This window comes from Nonomuraea sp. NPDC048901 (genome assembly GCF_040649695.1).
Lineage (GTDB): Bacteria > Actinomycetota > Actinomycetes > Streptosporangiales > Streptosporangiaceae > Nonomuraea.
The window spans coordinates 39,447-57,106 of the sequence record NZ_JBEZFW010000029.1; the positions used below are offsets into that span (position 1 = coordinate 39,447).

Sequence of the window (17,660 nt, forward strand, 5' to 3'; positions counted from 1 at the left end):
CTAGTGCGGGCCGGCCGCCTCTGTGCCGCAGGGGCCGCCGCCGGTGGCGGGCTGGAGCTGGACCGGGTCGCCCGACATCGTGAGCGTCGGGTAGTACGCGGAGATGCGTTCGGCCGAGCGGCCCGCGTAATGGCAGATGAAGCTGCGCCTGAACCGGTCGGCCGTGCTGTTGGGCTCGGAGCCGTGGACCAGGCTGCCGTTGAAGAACAGCACGTCGCCCGGATCCATGTCCACCGGCACCCGCTCGAGGCCCGGCGGTGGCGGGACGTAGTCCTTGGTGAAGGAGACGTTGTTGTCGGCCTCCTCGGGACAGAACAGGTCCATCAGGTGCGTGCCGGGCACCACCTCCAGGCCGCCGTTGGCCCGGTCGACGCGGTCCAGCGCCACCCAGGCGGCCACACACGTGCCCGGCTCGACTCGCAAGTAGAAGTTGTCCTGATGCAGCGCCTGCCCGCGCGCGCCGGGCGGCTTGAAGTAGAACATGCTCTGGGCTGCTATCGGCTCCTCCCCGAGCAGGTCGCGGAGCACGGCGGCGATCCGGGCGTCGAGGAGGTACCGTAGCGCGACGTCGTTCACCTGGTGGGGGTGCATGACGCGCGGGTAGTCGCGCAGGATGTCGTACGGTTGGCCGGGATCCTGCGGCTTGGGGGAGAAGTGACCCGGGATCGGGCCCCGGGCGTGCAGCGCCATGAACTCCTCCCGCAGCTCCACCACCTCATCCGCGGCCAGAAGACCGGGCACCAGGACGAACCCTCGATCATGGAAATCTGTCAGCCTCATACCTTCACGCTAAGGAGCCGGACCGGTGAACGGTATGCCTGTGACCGCTGAGGAGATGTCTGTTCCTGCTGCGGAGCTGACTATCGTGGGCCACTTCGACAACCGGCCCGGCTACGCCACGCGGCGCGTCAGCGGCTCGCCGAGCTGGCTGCTCATGTGGACCCAGGACGGGGCGGGACTGGTCGAGCAGGCGGGAGTGTCGTTCACGGCCGGGCCGGGGGATCTGGTGGTGCTCGGGGCCGACGCCGCGCAGCACTACCGGGTCGCGCCGGGGGCGGAGCGGTGGCGCTTCTGGTGGGCGCACTTCCAGCCGCGCCCGGCCTGGCTGGGCTGGCTCGCCGAGCACGCCCGGGCTCCGGGCTGCCACCTGGTCGAAGGCGTGCCCGAGCCGACCCGCGCCCAGATCGACGAGGCATTCGGCCGCGCCGCCAGAAACGCCCGCTGGCTCCCGCCCGCCGTCCGTTCCCTGGGCGAGCCCACGCCCGCCGCCCGCCCAGCGCAGGCGCCCGCCGCCCGTCCCGCGCAGGCGCCCACTGCCCGCCTCGCGCGCGAGTACGCGCCCGCCGTTGCCGTCTCCGGCCCCGCCCGTGAGCTGGTGCTGAACGCGGTCGAGGAGGTGATCGTGCTGGCCACCGCCGCCGCGCGGCCGGTCGGCGACGCCCGGCGTGCCGAGGAGCCCGGTGACGCGCGGGTCCACCGGGCGCTGGCCCTCATCGCCGCCGAACCGGGCGCGCCCCACTCGGTCGCCTCCCTGGCCAGGGCCGTCGCCCTGTCGCCCTCCCGGTTCGCGCACCTGTTCACGACCGAGACGGGCCACCCGCCCATGCGGGCCGTACGGAGGGCGCGGATCCGGCACGCGGCCCGGCTGCTGGAGGTCACGGACATGGACGTCGGCCAGGTCGCGGCGGCGTCGGGCTTCGTCAGCCCGTTCCACTTCAGCCGGGCCTTCAGCCACGAGTACGGCATGCCGCCCCGCGACTTCCGCTCCCGTCTCCGCCGGTCAAATGCCTAACAAGCCGCACGCCTGACAGGCCGAACGCGTCAGCGCAGCGGCGTCAGCGGTGCGTCGGAGGTGAACAGTTCGCTGTCCAGGTGGTCGGCGGCGTAGTCGATGGCCCCCATCACCACGCATTCGTCCCCCAGCGTGGACGCGCGTACCTCCGGCATCCGCATGCAGGCCCGCTCCAGCCGCTCCCGCAGCGGCGCCAGCAGGACGTCGGCCGAGCGGGAGAAGCCGCCGCCCAGCACCACCATCTGCGGGTCCAGCACCAGCACCATGGCCGCCGTTCCCACCGCGAGGTCGTCCACGTAGCGGTTGACCGCGGCCAGGGCGACGGGGTGGCCGTCGCGGGCCGCCGCCAGCGTGTAGCCCGCCGCGTCCTCGGGCGCGGTGCCCTCCGGCACGACCTCGCAGCCGTTGAGGTGCTCGGGAGCGTCGTACCAGCGGGCCTCCGGCAGCATGACGATCTCGCCGGCGGCGGCGCCGAAGCCCCGGTGCACCTTGCCGTCGATGATGAGGCCGGTGCCCATGCGCCGTCCGACGTGCAGGAACACCACGTCCCGAGCGCCCTGCGCGGCGCCCCGGCGGGCTTCGGCGAGTGCGGCCAGGCGGCTGTCGTTCTCGATCAGCACCTGGCACGGGAACATCTCGCGCAGCTTGGCCGCCAGGTCGAGGCCCGTCCAGACGGGGATCGCGGCCGAGAACGCGATGCGGCCCTCCGGCGTGAGCACGCCCGTGGTGCCGACGGCCACCGTCCAGAGGTCCGCGGCCGACCTGCCGCTGAGCGCCAGGCAGCCGGAGACCGCGCGGTCTATGGCGGCCAGGCGCTCCTCCAGTGGCGCGTCCGGCAGGACGGGCTGCCGGGTCTCGGCCAGGATCTCGCCGTCGAGGTCGGACAGCGCGGCCCGTACGTTGTGCCCGCCTATGTCCACCCCGACCAGGCAGCCGCTGTCAGCGCGGAACCGGTAGCGGCGGGCCGGCCGGCCCATCGTGCCCGGCGAAGGCGGTACTTCCTCCACCCAGCCCAGCTCCATGAGCTCGTCGGCGACCTCCTTCATGGAGGGCCGCGACAGCCCCGTCCGCTCGGCCAGCGCCGAGAGGGTGAGCGGTCCGGCGCCGCGCAGCGCCCGTATCGCGGTCAGCGAGTTGAGCTGCCTGAGCCGGGACAGGTCGCCGCCGCGCAGGTTCGCCATCGCCGCCCCTAACGTAGGTGTCCTCTGTAACTCGCCATTATGCCAGCGTTCGCTTCTGCTTCAACACCGGCAATTTTGCACAGAATCGGGCATTGACCCTCCGCAAGACCCGGTGCTACTAATGAAGCGCTCCTTCGTAAGTAGATCAACAGGAATTGAGGGTCTGATGTCGTTCGCAGACGTGGGCGAGGTCGTCCATCAGCCAGGGCAGGCCCGGGTCTTCGAGCACGGGTGGCAGTCGTGGAGCCCGACCGGCGCCTACCGCCTCGGCGAGACCCCGCCCAGGCCCGCGGACGACAACATCCAGATCCTCTGCTACCGCCCGGAGACGCCGGTGCCCGCCGGGGTGTTCCAGGGTGAGGGGCTGCTCGCGATCGACCCCGGCGGCGGCGCGCCGCTGGAGCTGTGGTCCGCGCCGAGCCCCCTGGAGGTGCCCTCCATCCGGGCGCGTGAGGAGGGCGGGCGCCTGATCGTGAGCGCGAACGGGCCCGTACGCCACCTGACCGGCGAGTCGCTGGAAACCTGGGCAGCGGGCATGGCCGAGGGCTACGCACCCAGGACGTTTCCGGCCGTGCCCCCCATGTGGTGCACCTGGTACGGCTACTGGGGCAAGGTCACCGAGGACGACGTCCTGGACAACCTCCGCCTGTCGGAGCGGCACGGGCTGGGCGCCGACATGTTCCTCGTCGACGACGGCTACGAGGCCGAGATCGGTGACTGGCTGGACCCGCGCCCCGGCTTCGGCTCGCTGCGAAAGGTGGCGGAAGCCCTGGGAGAGGCGGGCCGGCGTACCGGCGTCTGGACCGCGCCCTTCCTGGTCGGCCACCGCAGCCGGATCTTCCGCGAGCACCCCGACTGGCTGGTCGGCGGCGCCCACGCGGGCCGCATGTGGGACCAGGACCTGGCGGTGCTCGACGTCACTCACCCGGATGCCGCCGCCCACTTGGTCGAGGTGTTCAGGACCTTCGCCGCGTACGGCATCACCCACTTCAAGCTCGACTTCATCTATGCCGGGGCGCTGGCGGGCCGCAGGCACGAGGACCTCGACCCGATCGCCGCCTACCGGCGCGGGCTGGAGCTGATCCGCGAGGGCGCCGGCCCGGACGCCACCCTGCACGGCTGCGGCGCGCCCATGCTGCCCAGCCTCGGCCTGGTCGACATCATGCGGGTCAGCCCGGACATCGCGCCCACGCTGCACCCGAAGTCGGGCGACATCAGCCAGCCGTCCCAGCTGGGCGCCCGGCTGACCGGCGCGGCCCGCGAGTTCCTGCACGCCCGCTGGTGGGTGAACGACCCCGACTGCATCATCATGCGCCCCGAGGTGGAGGCCAGGCAGGAGTGGGCCGCGCACATCGAGGCGACCGGCGGCCTGCGCGGCTCCAGCGACCCGATCGCGGCGCTCGACGACTGGGGCCTGGAGACCACCCGGCGCCTGATGGTCCCCACCACGACGGAGCCGTCATGAGAGTGAGGAGGAGGCGCGACTGGCACGCCTACCTGTTCATCGGCCCGAGCCTGCTGGGTGTGCTCGCCTTCCTGCTGCTGCCGATGGTCATCGTCTTCGTGCTGAGCTTCTTCCACTGGGAGCTCCTGTCGCCCCCGACCTTCGCCGGACTGGACAACTACCGCCGCCTGGCCGGCGACGGAGACTCCTGGCACTCCCTCGGGATCACCGTCGTCTATGTGCTGCTCTGCATCCCCCTGCAGACGGTCCTGGCGCTGGTGCTGGCCCTGCTGCTCAACCAGCGGATCAAGGGCGTCAGGGTGTTCCGCTCGCTGTTCGTGGTGCCATGGATGGCCACCCCGATCGTCATGGGCCTGGTCTGGAACTGGATCTTCGACCCGCGTGACGGCGCGATCAACAGCGCCCTGGCCGTGATCGGCGTCACCGGCCCCGACTGGCTGTCGGACCCCACCTGGGCCCTGCCCGCCGTCGCGCTGGTCAACGTCTGGCAGTACACCGGCTACAACATGCTGTTCTTCCTGGCCGGGCTGCAGGGCATCCCGAGGGAGCTCTACGACGCGGCCGCCACCGACGGCGCCACCCCGCGTCAGCGGTTCTGGCGGGTGACGCTGCCGCTGCTCAACCCCACGATGTTCTTCGTCATGGTGACGAACCTGATCGGCGCCTTCCAGGTCTTCGACACCGTCTTCGTGATGACCAACGGCGGGCCCAGCCAGAGCACCGAGGTCATCAACTTCAAGATCTTCGGCACCGCGTTCAGGGAGTTCGACTTCGGCTACGCCTCGACGCTGTCGATGCTGCTCTTCGCGGTCATCCTGGCCGTGACGCTGGTGCAGGTCAGGTTCTTCGGCAAGCGCACCACCTACGACATGAGCTGAAGGACGTCATGACCAAGCGCATCCTGCTCTACGCCACGCTCACCCTGGGCGCCTTCGTCGCCGTCTTCCCCTATCTGCTCGTGGTGCTGACCGCCTTCAAGACCCAGGGCCAGCTCAACTCGACCGAGCCGTGGGTGCCCGGCCTGCCGCCCACCACCGCCAACCTGACCAAGCTCCTCGGGGGCGAGTTCCCCCGCTACCTGCTCAACACGGTGGTGATGACCGCGCTGCTCACGCTGGGCCAGCTGGTGTTCACCACGTTCGCCGCCTACGCGTTCGCGCGGCTGCGCTTTCGCGGGCGCGAGGTGCTCTTCTGGCTGTACGTGGCCACGATGATGGTGCCCAGCGCCGTCACGATGATCCCGCTGTTCCTGATCATGCGGGAGCTCGGCCTGGTCAACACGTGGTACGGCCTGCTCGCGCCGTACATTCTGGGCACGCCGTACGGGATCTTCCTGATGCGGCAGTTCTTCCGCGGCCTGCCCGCCGGGCTCGAAGAGGCGGCGCGGATCGACGGGGCGGGCCCGCTGAAGATCCTCACCCGGATCCTGCTGCCGCTCTGCCGCCCCGCGATCGGCACGCTGACGATCATCACGGTGATCTCGTCGTGGAACAGCTTCATCTGGCCGCTGATCATCACCAGTGGTGACGACACCAAGGTCATGACGGTCGCCCTCGCCACCCTCAACTCCGGCATCGGCGTGGACTACAACCTGATCATGGCCGGCGGCCTGATCGCGCTGGTGCCGATGATCGCGATCTTCATCTTCTTCCAGAAGTACATCGTCCGGTCGGTGGTCCTCACCGGCCTCAAGTAAGAGAGGTCATATGCGATCCCCCCGCATACGCGAGCTCCGCCATGCCGTGACACTGCTGGCCGCCGCCACGCTCACCCTGACCGCCTGCGGTTCGGGCGGCGGCGGTGAAACCGGCGGAGACGGCAAGGTCACGTTGACCTACCGGCTCTGGGACGACCAGCAGAAGGTGGGCTACGACAAGGTCATGGCGGCCTTCGAGAAGGCCAACCCCAACATCGACGTCAAGATCGAGCTGATGCCGTACGACGAGTACTGGACCAAGCTCACCGCCGACGCGGTGGCCGGCACGGCGCCGGACGTCTTCTGGATGACGCCGTCGCAGTTCCCCGAGTTCGTCACCAAGGGCGTCCTGGCCGACATGTCGCCCCTCAAGCTCGATGCCACGAAATTTCATCCAACGGTGGTCGGGTCGTTTACCTACCAGGACAAGCTGTATGGGGTGCCCAAGGACTGGGGCATCGTCGGCCTGCTCTACAACAAGGATCTGTTCAAGAAGGCCGGTGTCGAGATGCCGGCCAGCCTCACCTGGAAGCCCGACGGCTCCGGCACGTTCCTGGAGATCGCCCGCAAGCTGACCGTGGACGAGGCCGGCAAGCACCCCGAGGACCCGGGCTTCGACCCGGCCAAGGTCAAGACCTACGGCTTCGCCTCCTGGAACCACTACCAGACCCAGTGGATGAACTGGGTCAACTCCAACGGCGGCAAACTGCTCGACCAGCCGTTCGGCAAGTACGCCTTCAACGACGACGCCTCCGTGCAGGCCCTGCGGTTCGGCGTCGACCTGGTGAACAAGTATCACGTCTCGCCGCCCGCGACCCAGACGAACCCGCCGACCGGCAAGGCCACCGACATGTTCAAGGCGGGCGAGGTGGCGATGTTCCCGGCCAACAACGCGCTGTTGCCCTACGTCGCGCCGGAGGCGAACTTCGAGATGGGCGTCGCCCTCATGCCCGAGGGCCCGGCCGGCCGCGCGGTCAACCTCAACGGCCTGTCGGAGGCCGTGTACACCAAGAGCAAGCACCCCCAGGAGGCCATGAAGCTGGCCGCCTACCTCGGCAGCGAGGAGCCGCAGAAACTGATGGCCGCCGACGGCTACATCCTCCCCGCGCTCAACGGCCTCACCCAGGGCTACGTCGACTACTGGCAGAAGAAGAAGATCGACGTCTCGCCGTTCGTCGAGGAGTCGAAGGGCACCACGTTCCCGCTGCCCGTCACCACCGGGTTCACCGGCTTCGAGACCAAGCTCAACCAGATCTTCAACGAGATGTACCTCGGCAAGCTCGACCCCAAGCAGGCCGCCGACCAGGCCGTCACGGAAGGGAACGCGACCGTCAAATGATCAGCCGGCGCTCACTCCTCGCTGGGGGCGCCGGACTGGGACTGACCGCCGCACTGGGTGCCTCACCCGTGCGCGCGGCGGCCCGCCGTGCCCCGATCTCCGACCCCTTCCAGCTCGGCGTCGCCTCCGGCGAGCCGGCCCCCGACGGCGTGGTCCTGTGGACCCGCCTGGCCATGGACCCCGTCGCCCTCGACGGGCTCGGCGGCATGCCGTCGCGGCCCGTACCGGTCGAATGGCAGCTCGCCAAGGACGAGAACTTCCGCCATGTCGTACGGCGCGGCGCCGAGATCGCCGGGCCGCAGGCGGCCCACAGCGTCCACGTCGAGCTCGACGGCCTGAACCCCGGCACCGAGTACTTCTACCGCTTCAAGGCCGCCGGCGAGATCTCCCCGGTGGGCCGCACCCTGACCAGCCCCGCCCGCGGCACCCGCAGCCGCGCGCTCAACCTGTCGTTCACCTCCTGCGCCGACTACCAGACCGGCTGGTTCACCCCCTACCGGAGGATGGCCGAGGACCAGCCCGACCTGATCGCCTTCCTCGGCGACTACATCTATGAGTACGGCGACTACAAGTACCCGGTGCGCGACCAGGCCGGGGGAGAGTGCTTCGACCTGGCCGGATACCGGCTCAGGCACGCCCAGCACAAGGCCGACCCGGAGTCCCAGATGGCCCACGCCATCGCTCCCTGGGTGGTGGTGTGGGACGACCACGACATCGAGAACGCCTGGGCCGGCGACGTGCCCGAGCAGCCCGACCCGCCCTTCCTCGCCCGCCGGGCGGCCGCCTTCCAGGCGTACTACGAGAACATGCCGCTGCGCCGCGCCCAGAAGCCGGACGGGGCGGCGCTCAAGCTGTACCGGAGCATCCGCTGGGGTGCGATCGCCAACCTGCACCTGTTAGACACCCGCCAATATCGCGACATCTACCCCTGCACCGGCAAGAGCGGCACCGTCGGCGCCGACTGCCTGGAGCGGTTCGCCCCCAACCGGACCATCCTCGGCGCCGCCCAGGAATCCTGGCTCGACGGGGAACTGCGCGGCTCGAAGGCCACCTGGGACCTGCTCGGCCAGCAGGTCTTCTTCATGGAGATGGACTGGACCAACGGCGAGGGCAAGGGCTACTCCAACGAGGGCTGGGACGGCTACGTCGCCTCCCGCAACCGCCTGGCCGCCGCCATCGACGACTACAAGCGCAACGGCGTCGTGCTCACCGGCGACGTGCACTCCCACTGGGCGGGCGAGATCAAGCGCGACTACCAGGACCCCGCCTCCAAGTCGGTCGCCGTCGAACTCGTCACCACCTCGGTCACCAGCGCCGGCAACGGCCTGGACGAGTACCCGAACACGCAGGTCCTGCTCGAGGAGAACCCGCACGTCAAGTTCTTCAACGGCCGCCGCGGCTACGTGCGGGCCAAGCTCACCGAGCGGGAGATGAAGGTCGACTTCCGCTCGCTGTCCCGCGTCACCGAGCCCTACGCCCCCGCCTATACCTCCGGCTCCTTCGTCATCGAGCCCGGCGACCCGGCGCTCCACCCAGCCTGACGGGACTCCCATGCGCACAACCACGGCCGCCCTCGCGGCGGCCCTCATCGCCCTGCCCTTCGTCCCGTTACCCGGCAATGCCGACGCCGCCCCGCAAGGGCCGCCGATGGGCTGGAGCAGCCGTACGCTCGGCTGCTCGGTCTCGGAGGCGTCCGTACGGCAGGCGGCCGACGCCCTGGCCGCCCTCGCCCCGGCCGGCTACGACCACGTCATCCTGGACGACTGCTGGCTGGCCGCCCAGCGTACGAGCGGCGCCCTGGCCCCCGACGCCACCCGCTTCCCCGCCGGCGTCAAGGCGCTGGCCGACTACCTGCACGGCAAGGGGCTCAAGCTCGGCCTGAGCCTGTCGGCGGGCACCAAGGCGTGCTCCGGCGGCGGCGCCGGCTCCTACAAGAGCGAGGCCGCCGACGCCGAGCAGGTCAAGGGCTGGGGCGTCGACTACGTCAAGTACGACTGGTGCAACGTCCCCGCCGCCGACTTCCCCGGCCAGAACGTCCAGCAGATCGCCCAGACCCTCTACCCGCGCATGCGCCAGGCGCTCGGCGACGCGATCGAGTTCGCGATGAACAACGAGGACGGCAGCACCGTGCCGTGGCTGTGGGGCAAGGAGGCGAAGGCCACCACCTGGCGGACCAACGTCTACAACAAGCCCCTGCCCGACAGCTACGCGACCATGGTCGACGTCTGGGAGACCAACCAGCTCAGGGTCCAGTACGCGGGTCCGGGCAGCTGGGCGGACCCCGACCTGGTCCAGGCGGGCCGGGGCGGCATGACCGACGCCGAGTACCGCACCCAGGTCAGCCTCTGGGCCGTCGGCGCCGCTCCGCTCATCCTCCAGGCCGACCCGGCCAAGGCGCCGCCGGCGATCGTCGCCAACCCCAAGGTGATCGCCGTCGACCAGGACGCGCTGGGCGTACCGGGCCGGTTAGTGACCTCCGACGGCTGGTACCACGTGCTGTCCAAGCCCCTGGCGAACGGGGATCAGGCGATCCTGCTGTTCAACGAGAGCGACCGGGCGGCGACGATCTCCACCAAGCTGAAGCCCGCCCGCTACCGCGTCGAGGAGCTGTGGACCGGCGCGGTCACGACCACGGAGGGCGACCTGGCGGCCCAGGTGCCCGCCCACGGGTCGGTGCTCTACCGGGTGAGCCAGAGCCGGGAGAAGGCCCCGCCCGCCGTGCTGGTGGAGGTGGACCCGGGACTCCTGGGCGACGATCACCCGTCCGTGCTGGAGCCGGGCAAGGAGCGGGAGGCCGTCACCAGGGTCACCAACACCGGGGCTACGGACCGGCTGCGGGACGTCGAGGTGGCGCTGGCCGTACCTGAAGGGTGGCGGGCCAGGGCGCGCACGGCCACCAGGACCGGGCGGCTGGACGGCGGCGAGAGCTTCACCGTGAAGTGGGCGGTTACACCGCCCGCCGGAGCCGAGCTCAAGGACTACGAGCTCTCGGCCACCGCCGCCAAGTCCGCGGCCACCGCCGTCGTCAAGGTCGCGCGGGCGCCCGGCTCCGGCCGGACGTACCTGAGCGACCTGCCCTGGACCCGCGTCGCCAACTACTTCGGCCCGGTCGAGAAGGACACCAGCAACGGCGAGAAGGCCGCCGGAGACGGCAAGCCGATCACCATCGAGGGGGTCACGTACGCCAAGGGGCTCGGTGCCCACGCGCCCGCCGACATCGAGTTCTACACCGCCGGCCGCTGCTCGACCGTCGAGTTCCAGGCCGGAATCGACGACGAGGTGGGCCAGGCGGGCTCGGCCGACCTCGAGGTCTGGGCCGACGGCGGCCGGGTCGCCCACTCGGGCATCGTCACCGGCGCGCAACCCGCCAGGAAGGTCATCGCGTCCGTGAAGGGCGCCACCTACGTCCGGCTGGTCGCGACCAACGGCGGCGACAACGCGACGTCGGACCACGCCGACTTCGCCGACGCCTCTATCACCTGCCAGTAGAAAGAGAGCTCATGATCGTTCCCAAGCCCGTCCGGTACGAGATCCGGCAGGGGCGGTTCGTCCTCGATCGGGAGACCTCGGTGACGGCGTCGCCGCCGCTGGGCGAGGTCGCCTCCTGGTTGCGGGGCGAGCTGAGCCCGGTCGTCGGCGGGGAGCTGCTGCCGGGGCCGGGCTCGGGAACGATCACGCTCGGGCTCCGCGACGATCTGCCGCCCGAGGCGTACCGGCTGAGCGTGGCCGACGACGGCGTGGTGATCGAGGGCGGCGGCCCGGCGGGGGTGTTCTACGGCGCGCAGAGCCTGCGGCAGCTGCTCCCGCCCGCCGCGTTCAGGAAGGCGTCGGCGGGCGGGCCGCTGGTGCTGCCGGCCGTCCTGATCGCGGACGAGCCGAGGTTCGGGTGGCGCGGCTGCATCCTCGACGTCGCCCGACATTTCATGGTCAAGCAGGACGTGCTGCGCTTCATCGACCTGATGGCCCTGCACAAGCTCAACGTGCTGCATCTGCACCTCACCGACGACCAGGGCTGGCGCGTCGAGATCAAGCGCTACCCCCGGCTGACCGAGGTCGGCGCCTGGCGCAAGGAGAGCCAGACCGGCTGGAACGGCGCCATGGACGGCCGCCCGCACGGCGGCTACTACACGCAGGACGACATCCGGGAGATCGTGGCCTACGCGGCGCGCCGGCATGTCACCGTCGTGCCCGAGATCGACCTGCCCGGTCACACCCAGGCCGCCATCGCCGCCTACCCCGAGCTGGGCAACCTCGACACCCCGCTGGAGGTGCGCACCACCTGGGGCGTCGGGGTGAACGTGCTGAACGTCGAGGAGAGCACGATCGCCTTCTTCCAGAACGTCTTCGACGAGGTGCTGGAGCTGTTCCCCAGCCCGTACGTGTGCGTCGGCGGCGACGAGTGCCGCAAGGACCAGTGGCGCGACAGCCCCGCCGCGCGGCGCCGCATCCGCGAGCTCGGGCTGCGGGACGAGGAGGAACTGCAGAGCTGGTTCATCCGCCGCTTCGACGACTACCTGGCCGAGCGCGGCCGCCGGCTGGTGGGCTGGGACGAGATCCTGGAAGGCGGTCTCGCGCCGGGCGCCGTGGTGGCCTCCTGGCGCGGCGACCTGGGGGCGGTGTCGGCGGCCCGCGCCGGGCACGACGTGATCACCTGCCCCAACACCTCTGTCTACTTCGACTACCGGCAGGGGCCGGGGGAGGACGAGCCGGTGCCGTTCGGGACCGTGCTGACGCTGGAGGAGGTGTATGCCTTCGACCCGGTTCCGGAGGAGTTGCGCGACGATCCGGCAGAGGCGCGGGTCCTCGGGTCGCAGTGCGGCCTGTGGAGCGAACTGATCGACTCCAACCGGCACATGGACTACATGGCCTTCCCGAGGGTGGCGGCGTTCGCGGAGACGGTGTGGAGTCCGCCCGCCCGTGATCTGGCCGACTTCCGCGTACGGCTGGCGGCCCACCTGCCCCGGCTGGCCGCGATCGGGGTGGAGTACCGGCCGGAGTCGGGGCCGCTGCCCTGGCAGACCCGCCCCGGTGTCCCCGGCCGCCCGGAGGACCGCGCGCGGTGGCAGGCCAAGATCGACGCCTGGACCAGCAACCTCCGGAGCTAGATCTCGACCGGCCCGCCGCTGCGCCAGTAGACGTTGTCGTGCCTCGACAGCAGGTCCTCGTCCACCAGATAGCGGCGCAACGCCGCGTAGTCATCGTGGAAGGCCCGCAGCGCCACGTTCACGTCCTTCTCCGAATAGCGCACGCCCGGCTCGAACACCCGCGAGATGTAGCGCAGCACCACGAGCTTCTTGTCCCGCTTCGTGGGCATGGTCGTCAGCCGCCCGTCCACCAGGAACGTCCGGAGCAGCCGCTCCTCGGCGCCGACCTCGTCCGAGGGCTCGGCGGCCCGTGCCCGGAGCAGCTCACGGAACTTCTCCGGCGCCGCCCGCCACGCTCCGTCCTCGCCCCGTACGGCCAGCCCACCGGCGGCCAGCCGGGCGAGGACCTTCGGCGACAGCCCGTCGGTGACACCGAGCACCAGAGAGGCGAACGCCCGGAGCGTGTCGTCCTGGGCGAGCAGCCCGAGCACGCGCCTGTTCTCTTCATCGCTCATTCGGTTATTTTGTCCCATGATCGCCGGATCGACGCCTGCGGCGGGACTCCCACCAAATGTCCCGATCTTGAGACATTGTCATGACCTTATGACGAACTTAGCTGTCGGAGACTAAAGGAACGCGCGTGTGCCGGAGCGCCCTTGCCAGTCCGCTCCGGCACACGGCTATATCACAATCTGTTGAGACCCTGTACGTGCACCACCGCGCGGCCCTCCTCGTCGGAGGCGGCCAGGTCGATCTGCGCGTCGATGCCCCAGTCACCGTCACCCGCCGGGTCCTTGACGGTCTGGCGCACCTTCCACAGTCCGCTCTCCTCCTCGATGCGCAGCAGCGCGGGCCCCCGCGCGTCGGCGTCGGTGAAGATCTCCTCGTGCTCGGCGTAGTAGGCGTCGAGCGCCGCGCCCCAGTCGACGTCGGGCGCCAGCTCCGCCAGCTCGTCCTCCTTCTCGATGGCGCAGAGCTCGACCAGGCGGAACATCGCGTTGCGCACCAGCACCCGGAAGGCCCGCGTGTTGGCGGTGACCGGCCGGACCTTGGCCTCCAGCTGCTCCTGGCGCTCCAGCGCCTCCTCCGGGTTGGCCAGCTGCTCCCACTCGTCGATCAGGGACGAGTCGACCTGCCTGACCAGCTCGCCCAGCCACTCGATCAGGTCGATCAGGTCCTCGGTCTTGAGATGCTCGGGGACCGTGCGCGACAGCGTCCGGTAGGCGTCGGCCAGGTAGCGCAGCACCGTGCCCTCCGACCGGGCCAGCTCGTAGAACTGGATGTAGTCGGCGAACGTCATCGCCCGCTCGTACATGTCGCGCACCACGCTCTTCGGGCTGACCGTGTAGTCGCCCACCCACGGATGCCCGTGGCGGTATGTCTCATAGGCCCCGAGCAGCAGATCGTCCAGCGGCATCGGGTACATGACCTCGGCCAGCTGCTCCATCCGCTCCTCGTACTCGATGCCGTCGGCCTTCATCTGCGCGACCGCCTCGCCCCTGGCCTTCTTCAGCTGGGCCGACAGGATCTGGCGCGGGTCGTCGAGGATGGACTCCACGATCGACACCATGTCGAGGGCGTAGCTCGGCGAGTCGTGGTCGAGCAGGTCGAAGGCGGCCAGCGCGAAGGTGGACAGCGCCTGGTTGAGCGCGAAGTCCTCCTGTAGGTCGATCGTCAGCCGGGCCCGCCTGCCCTGCTCGTCGGCCTCACTGAGCTGCTCCACGATGCCGCCCGCGAGCAGCGACCGGTAGATGGCGATGGCCTGGCTGATGTGCCGCCGCTGCCACTTGCGGTCCTCGTGGTTGTCGGTGAGCAGGTGCTTCATCGCCTGGAAGCAGTCGCCGGGCCGGTTGATGACCGCGAGCAGCATGGCGTTGGTGACCTTGAACCGGGAGTTGAGCGGCTCCGGCTCGGCGGTCTGCAGCTTCTCGAAGGTCTCCTCGCTCCAGCCGACGAAGCCCTCCGGCGGCTTCTTGCGGGCGTAGCCGCGCCGCCGCTTCGGGTCGTCGCCGATCTTCGCCAGCGCCTTGGCGTTCTCGATGTCATGCTCGGGCGCCTGGCAGGCGACGTAGCCGATGGTGTCGAAGCCCGCCCGCCCGGCCCGGCCGGCGATCTGGTGGAACTCGCGGGCGCGCAGGCGGCGCACCTTGTTGCCGTCGTACTTGGACAGCGCGGTGAACAGCACGGTCCGGATCGGCACGTTGACGCCGACGCCGAGGGTGTCGGTGCCGCAGATGACCTTCAGCAGGCCGGCCTGGGCCAGCCGCTCCACCAGGCGCCGGTATTTGGGCAGCATCCCGGCGTGATGGACGCCGATGCCGTGGCGTACGAGGCGGGACAGGGCGCGGCCGAACCGGGTGGTGAAGCGGAAGCCGCCGATCAGCGTCGCGATGGCCTCCTTCTCGGCCTTCGTCGACATGTTGATGGACATCAGGGACTGCGCCCGCTCCATGGCGGCGGCCTGGGTGAAGTGCACGACGTAGACCGGCGCCTGGCCGGTGCGGAGCATCTCCTCCAGCGTCTCGTGGAGCGGCGTCATCCGGTAGGAGTAGATCAGCGGCACCGGCCGCTCGGTGTGCTTGACGACCGAGGTGGGCCGGCCGGTGCGCCTCGTCAGGTCGCGCTCGAACATCGAGACGTCGCCGAGCGTGGCCGACATCAGGATGAACTGGACGTTCGGCAGCTCCAGCAGCGGCACCTGCCACGCCCAGCCCCGGTCGGGCTCGGCGTAGAAGTGGAACTCGTCCATGACGACCTGGCCGATGTCGGCCGCCGCGCCGTCGCGCAGCGCGACGTTGGCCAGGATCTCGGCCGTGCAGCAGATGATCGGGGCGCCCGGGTTGACGCTGGCGTCGCCGGTCATCATGCCGACGTTCTCGGTGCCGAAGACCGAGACCAGGTCGAAGAACTTCTCCGACACCAGCGCCTTGATCGGCGCGGTGTAGAAGGTGCGTACGTCCCTGGTCAGCGCGGCGAAGTGGGCGCCCGCCGCGACCAGGCTCTTGCCGGAGCCCGTCGGGGTGGACAGGATCACGTTGCTCCCGGAGACGACTTCGATGAGCGCCTCCTCCTGGGCGGGATAGAGCGTGAGCCCCCGTTCGGAGTTCCAGGAGACGAACGCGTCGAAAATAGCGTCCGGGTCGGCGTCGATCTCTTCCGGCAGTCGGTCAACGAGGAGGCTCACACCCTCTATCCTGCCGAAGTTTGCCGAATGCTCGAACCCGAGCCGGCGCGACGGCGCCCGATCCCCGTGACTTAGGGGAGTTCGAGCTGGTAGAGGATGGTGTCGATCCATCGCCCGTGCTTGAAACCGACCGACTTCAGCCGGCCCGCCTCCGCGAATCCGAACGCCGCGTGCAGCTTCAGCGAGGCCGGGTCACCGCCGTCGGCGATCACCGCGATCATCTGCCGGACGCCGGTCTCGCCGGTGCGGGCGATCAGCTCGCCGAGCAGCAGCCGTCCCAGCCCGCGCCCGGTCGCCCCCGGCGAGAGGTAGATCGTGTCCTCCACGGTGTGCCGGTAGGCGGGCTTGGGGCGGTAGCGCCCGCAGTAGGCGAACCCCAGCACCCGGCCGTCCTCCTCCTTGGCCACCAGGAACGGCAGGCCCGCCTCGGTGATCGCCGCCGCCTTCAGCCGCCACGCCTCGATGTCGAGGGGCGTCTCGTCGAAGGTCGCCACCGACTCCGTCACATAGTGCGCGTAGATCTCGGCGACGGCGGGCAGGTCGGTCTCAGACAAAGGCTGAATGAGCGTCATAGGACTGCATTCTTAGACGATTCGCGTGACCATCATGTTTCCGCATCCTCACCCGCGCGTCACACCCGGGCCTTCGGGCCGGTGAGCAGCAGGCCGCCCAGGATCGCCAGGGCCGCCAGGAACGGCGTGTTGCCGGGCGCGAACCCCGCCACGGTCAGCCCCAGCAGCCCGCCGCCGACCAGCCCCGCCGACGTGAGCGCGCTGCGCCAGGTGGCCTTCCCGTACGGCAGCGCGGGCGGCTCCTCGAACCGGGAGAAGCCCTTCAGCAGCGGCCACATCACCAGGCAGAGCATCCCGAACCAGATCGGCCACCCGGCGAACCACGCCAGGCCACCCGGCGCCGGCGTGTCGATGCCGAGACCGACGACGACCACACCGGTGACCGCGAACAGCGCCGGCATGTGCCACAGATAGGCGGTCATGATGCGCGGCCCGGCCCAGGCGAGCAGCTTCTCGGTCCGCAACCGCAGGATCCACGGCCGCAGCAGCGTGGCCAGCCCGATCTGGCCGATCGAGGCGGCCAGCATGGCCAGCGTGGGCGGGGCCATGTTCGACACCTCGGCGCCGGGCAGGCCGATCATGCTGCCCGGGTACGGGCCGAACGCCACGAGCAGCGCCGCGGCCCCGAAACCGCCGATCGCCATCAGACCGGGGCGGGTCAGCCGTCCCTCGGCGTACCGGAAACCGAGCTGGTGCACCGCCAGCCAGACGAACACGATGTTGAGGTAGCCCAGCGCGTCGACCCCCGTCGAGAACCGCAGCACGTCCGTCAGCACCGCCCCGGCCGCCAGCGCGGCGGGGACGCGCAGGCCGTACCTTTCGTGCAGGCTCATCATGTACGGCGTGGCCGTGACCGCGATCAGGTAGACGGCCAGGAACCACAGGAGCTGCCCGGTGAGCTGCGCGCCCACCTGCAGCGGCTGCGCGGGCACGCCCAGCGTGAGCAGCAACTGGGGGAGCGGGATCCAGACCGCGGCCAGTGGCAGGAGCGGCCAGGCCAGCCGGCGCAGCCGGGTGGCGAGCCACTGCGGCCCGCCGTGTGCCGCCCGGCCGAAGCTGATCGCGTTGGCGGCGCCGCCCGCGAAGAACACCAGCGGCATCACCTGGCTGATCCAGGTCACCACCCAGACGCCCGGCGTCGACAGGGCGTTGCCGGTGGTCAGGCGGGTGCCGTCGAAGGCGAGCACCGGGATCGTCCAGTGCTGCAGCACCACGAGCGCCATGCCGAACACCCGCAGCAGGTCGATGAACGGGTCCCTGACCGTCGCCCGCGCCGCCGGTGCGGGGCGGACCGGTGCGGCGGCCTCGGGCAGGGCCGCCGGATGGTCGAGCAACGCGGTCATGGGG

The 17,660-nt window shown here is 70.3% G+C and carries 14 protein-coding genes; 8 read left to right on the forward strand and 6 right to left on the reverse strand.

What is annotated here, in order from left to right; all coding sequences use genetic code 11:
• Positions 1-780 carry a phytanoyl-CoA dioxygenase family protein gene (locus tag AB0C30_RS53730; RefSeq protein WP_357959404.1) on the reverse strand — a complete coding sequence of 260 codons (780 nt, stop codon included), beginning with the start codon at positions 778-780 and terminating at the stop codon, positions 1-3.
• Positions 781-814: 34 nt separating this feature from the next.
• Here AB0C30_RS53730 and AB0C30_RS53735 point away from each other — a divergent pair, with 34 nt between their 5' ends.
• Entirely contained in the window at positions 815-1,792 is a 978-nt protein-coding gene (locus tag AB0C30_RS53735; protein WP_357959578.1) for a helix-turn-helix domain-containing protein, read from the forward strand.
• A 29-nt stretch (positions 1,793-1,821) separates the two neighbouring features.
• Here the strand turns inward: AB0C30_RS53735 and AB0C30_RS53740 are convergent, their stop codons facing one another.
• The gene (locus tag AB0C30_RS53740) at positions 1,822-2,973 is read right to left on the reverse strand and encodes an ROK family protein (RefSeq protein ID WP_357959407.1); all 1,152 of its coding nucleotides are present in this window, start codon (positions 2,971-2,973) and stop codon (positions 1,822-1,824) included.
• A gap of 166 nt (positions 2,974-3,139) precedes the next feature.
• Between AB0C30_RS53740 and AB0C30_RS53745 the strand changes: the two genes are divergently transcribed.
• Genes AB0C30_RS53745 through AB0C30_RS53775 form a run of 7 tightly spaced genes read left to right on the forward strand, consistent with a single transcriptional unit; the run spans position 3,140 to position 12,578 of the window.
• Positions 3,140-4,438, forward strand: a complete 1,299-nt coding sequence (locus AB0C30_RS53745; protein WP_357959411.1) for a glycoside hydrolase family 36 protein — start codon at positions 3,140-3,142, stop codon at positions 4,436-4,438.
• Positions 4,435-5,316 (forward strand): sugar ABC transporter permease, encoded by an 882-nt coding sequence (locus AB0C30_RS53750; RefSeq protein ID WP_357959414.1) that lies wholly within the window; start codon positions 4,435-4,437, stop codon positions 5,314-5,316. Before AB0C30_RS53745 ends, AB0C30_RS53750 begins: the two co-directional genes overlap by 4 nt.
• Positions 5,317-5,324: 8 nt before the next feature.
• Complete coding sequence (locus AB0C30_RS53755) at positions 5,325-6,134, forward strand: carbohydrate ABC transporter permease (protein ID WP_357959416.1); 810 nt, start codon at positions 5,325-5,327, stop codon at positions 6,132-6,134.
• Positions 6,135-6,144: 10 nt separating this feature from the next.
• The gene (locus AB0C30_RS53760) at positions 6,145-7,473 is read left to right on the forward strand and encodes a sugar ABC transporter substrate-binding protein (protein ID WP_357959419.1); all 1,329 of its coding nucleotides are present in this window, start codon (positions 6,145-6,147) and stop codon (positions 7,471-7,473) included.
• Positions 7,470-9,014, forward strand: a complete 1,545-nt coding sequence (locus AB0C30_RS53765) for an alkaline phosphatase D family protein (RefSeq protein WP_357959422.1) — start codon at positions 7,470-7,472, stop codon at positions 9,012-9,014. Before AB0C30_RS53760 ends, AB0C30_RS53765 begins: the two co-directional genes overlap by 4 nt.
• A gap of 10 nt (positions 9,015-9,024) precedes the next feature.
• On the forward strand, positions 9,025-10,962 hold the full coding sequence (locus AB0C30_RS53770) for an NPCBM/NEW2 domain-containing protein (protein WP_357959425.1): 1,938 nt from the start codon (positions 9,025-9,027) through the stop codon (positions 10,960-10,962).
• A gap of 11 nt (positions 10,963-10,973) precedes the next feature.
• A complete protein-coding gene (locus AB0C30_RS53775; RefSeq protein WP_357959428.1) occupies positions 10,974-12,578 on the forward strand; it encodes a beta-N-acetylhexosaminidase in 1,605 nt (534 codons plus the stop codon).
• On the opposite strand, the gene AB0C30_RS53780 is transcribed toward AB0C30_RS53775, so the two are convergent.
• From AB0C30_RS53780 to AB0C30_RS53795, 4 genes are all read right to left on the reverse strand, one after another.
• Positions 12,575-13,072 carry a DUF2087 domain-containing protein gene (locus AB0C30_RS53780; protein ID WP_357959431.1) on the reverse strand — a complete coding sequence of 166 codons (498 nt, stop codon included), beginning with the start codon at positions 13,070-13,072 and terminating at the stop codon, positions 12,575-12,577. The genes AB0C30_RS53775 and AB0C30_RS53780 overlap by 4 nt on opposite strands.
• Before the next feature lie 170 nt (positions 13,073-13,242).
• Positions 13,243-15,750, reverse strand: a complete 2,508-nt coding sequence (locus AB0C30_RS53785) for a DUF3516 domain-containing protein (protein ID WP_357959582.1) — start codon at positions 15,748-15,750, stop codon at positions 13,243-13,245.
• Positions 15,751-15,812: 62 nt separating this feature from the next.
• On the reverse strand, positions 15,813-16,295 hold the full coding sequence (locus tag AB0C30_RS53790) for an N-acetyltransferase family protein (RefSeq protein ID WP_357959433.1): 483 nt from the start codon (positions 16,293-16,295) through the stop codon (positions 15,813-15,815).
• 77 nt (positions 16,296-16,372) lie between these two features.
• The gene (locus AB0C30_RS53795) at positions 16,373-17,656 is read right to left on the reverse strand and encodes an acyltransferase (RefSeq protein WP_357959436.1); all 1,284 of its coding nucleotides are present in this window, start codon (positions 17,654-17,656) and stop codon (positions 16,373-16,375) included.
• Between the last annotated feature and the right edge of the window lie 4 nt (positions 17,657-17,660).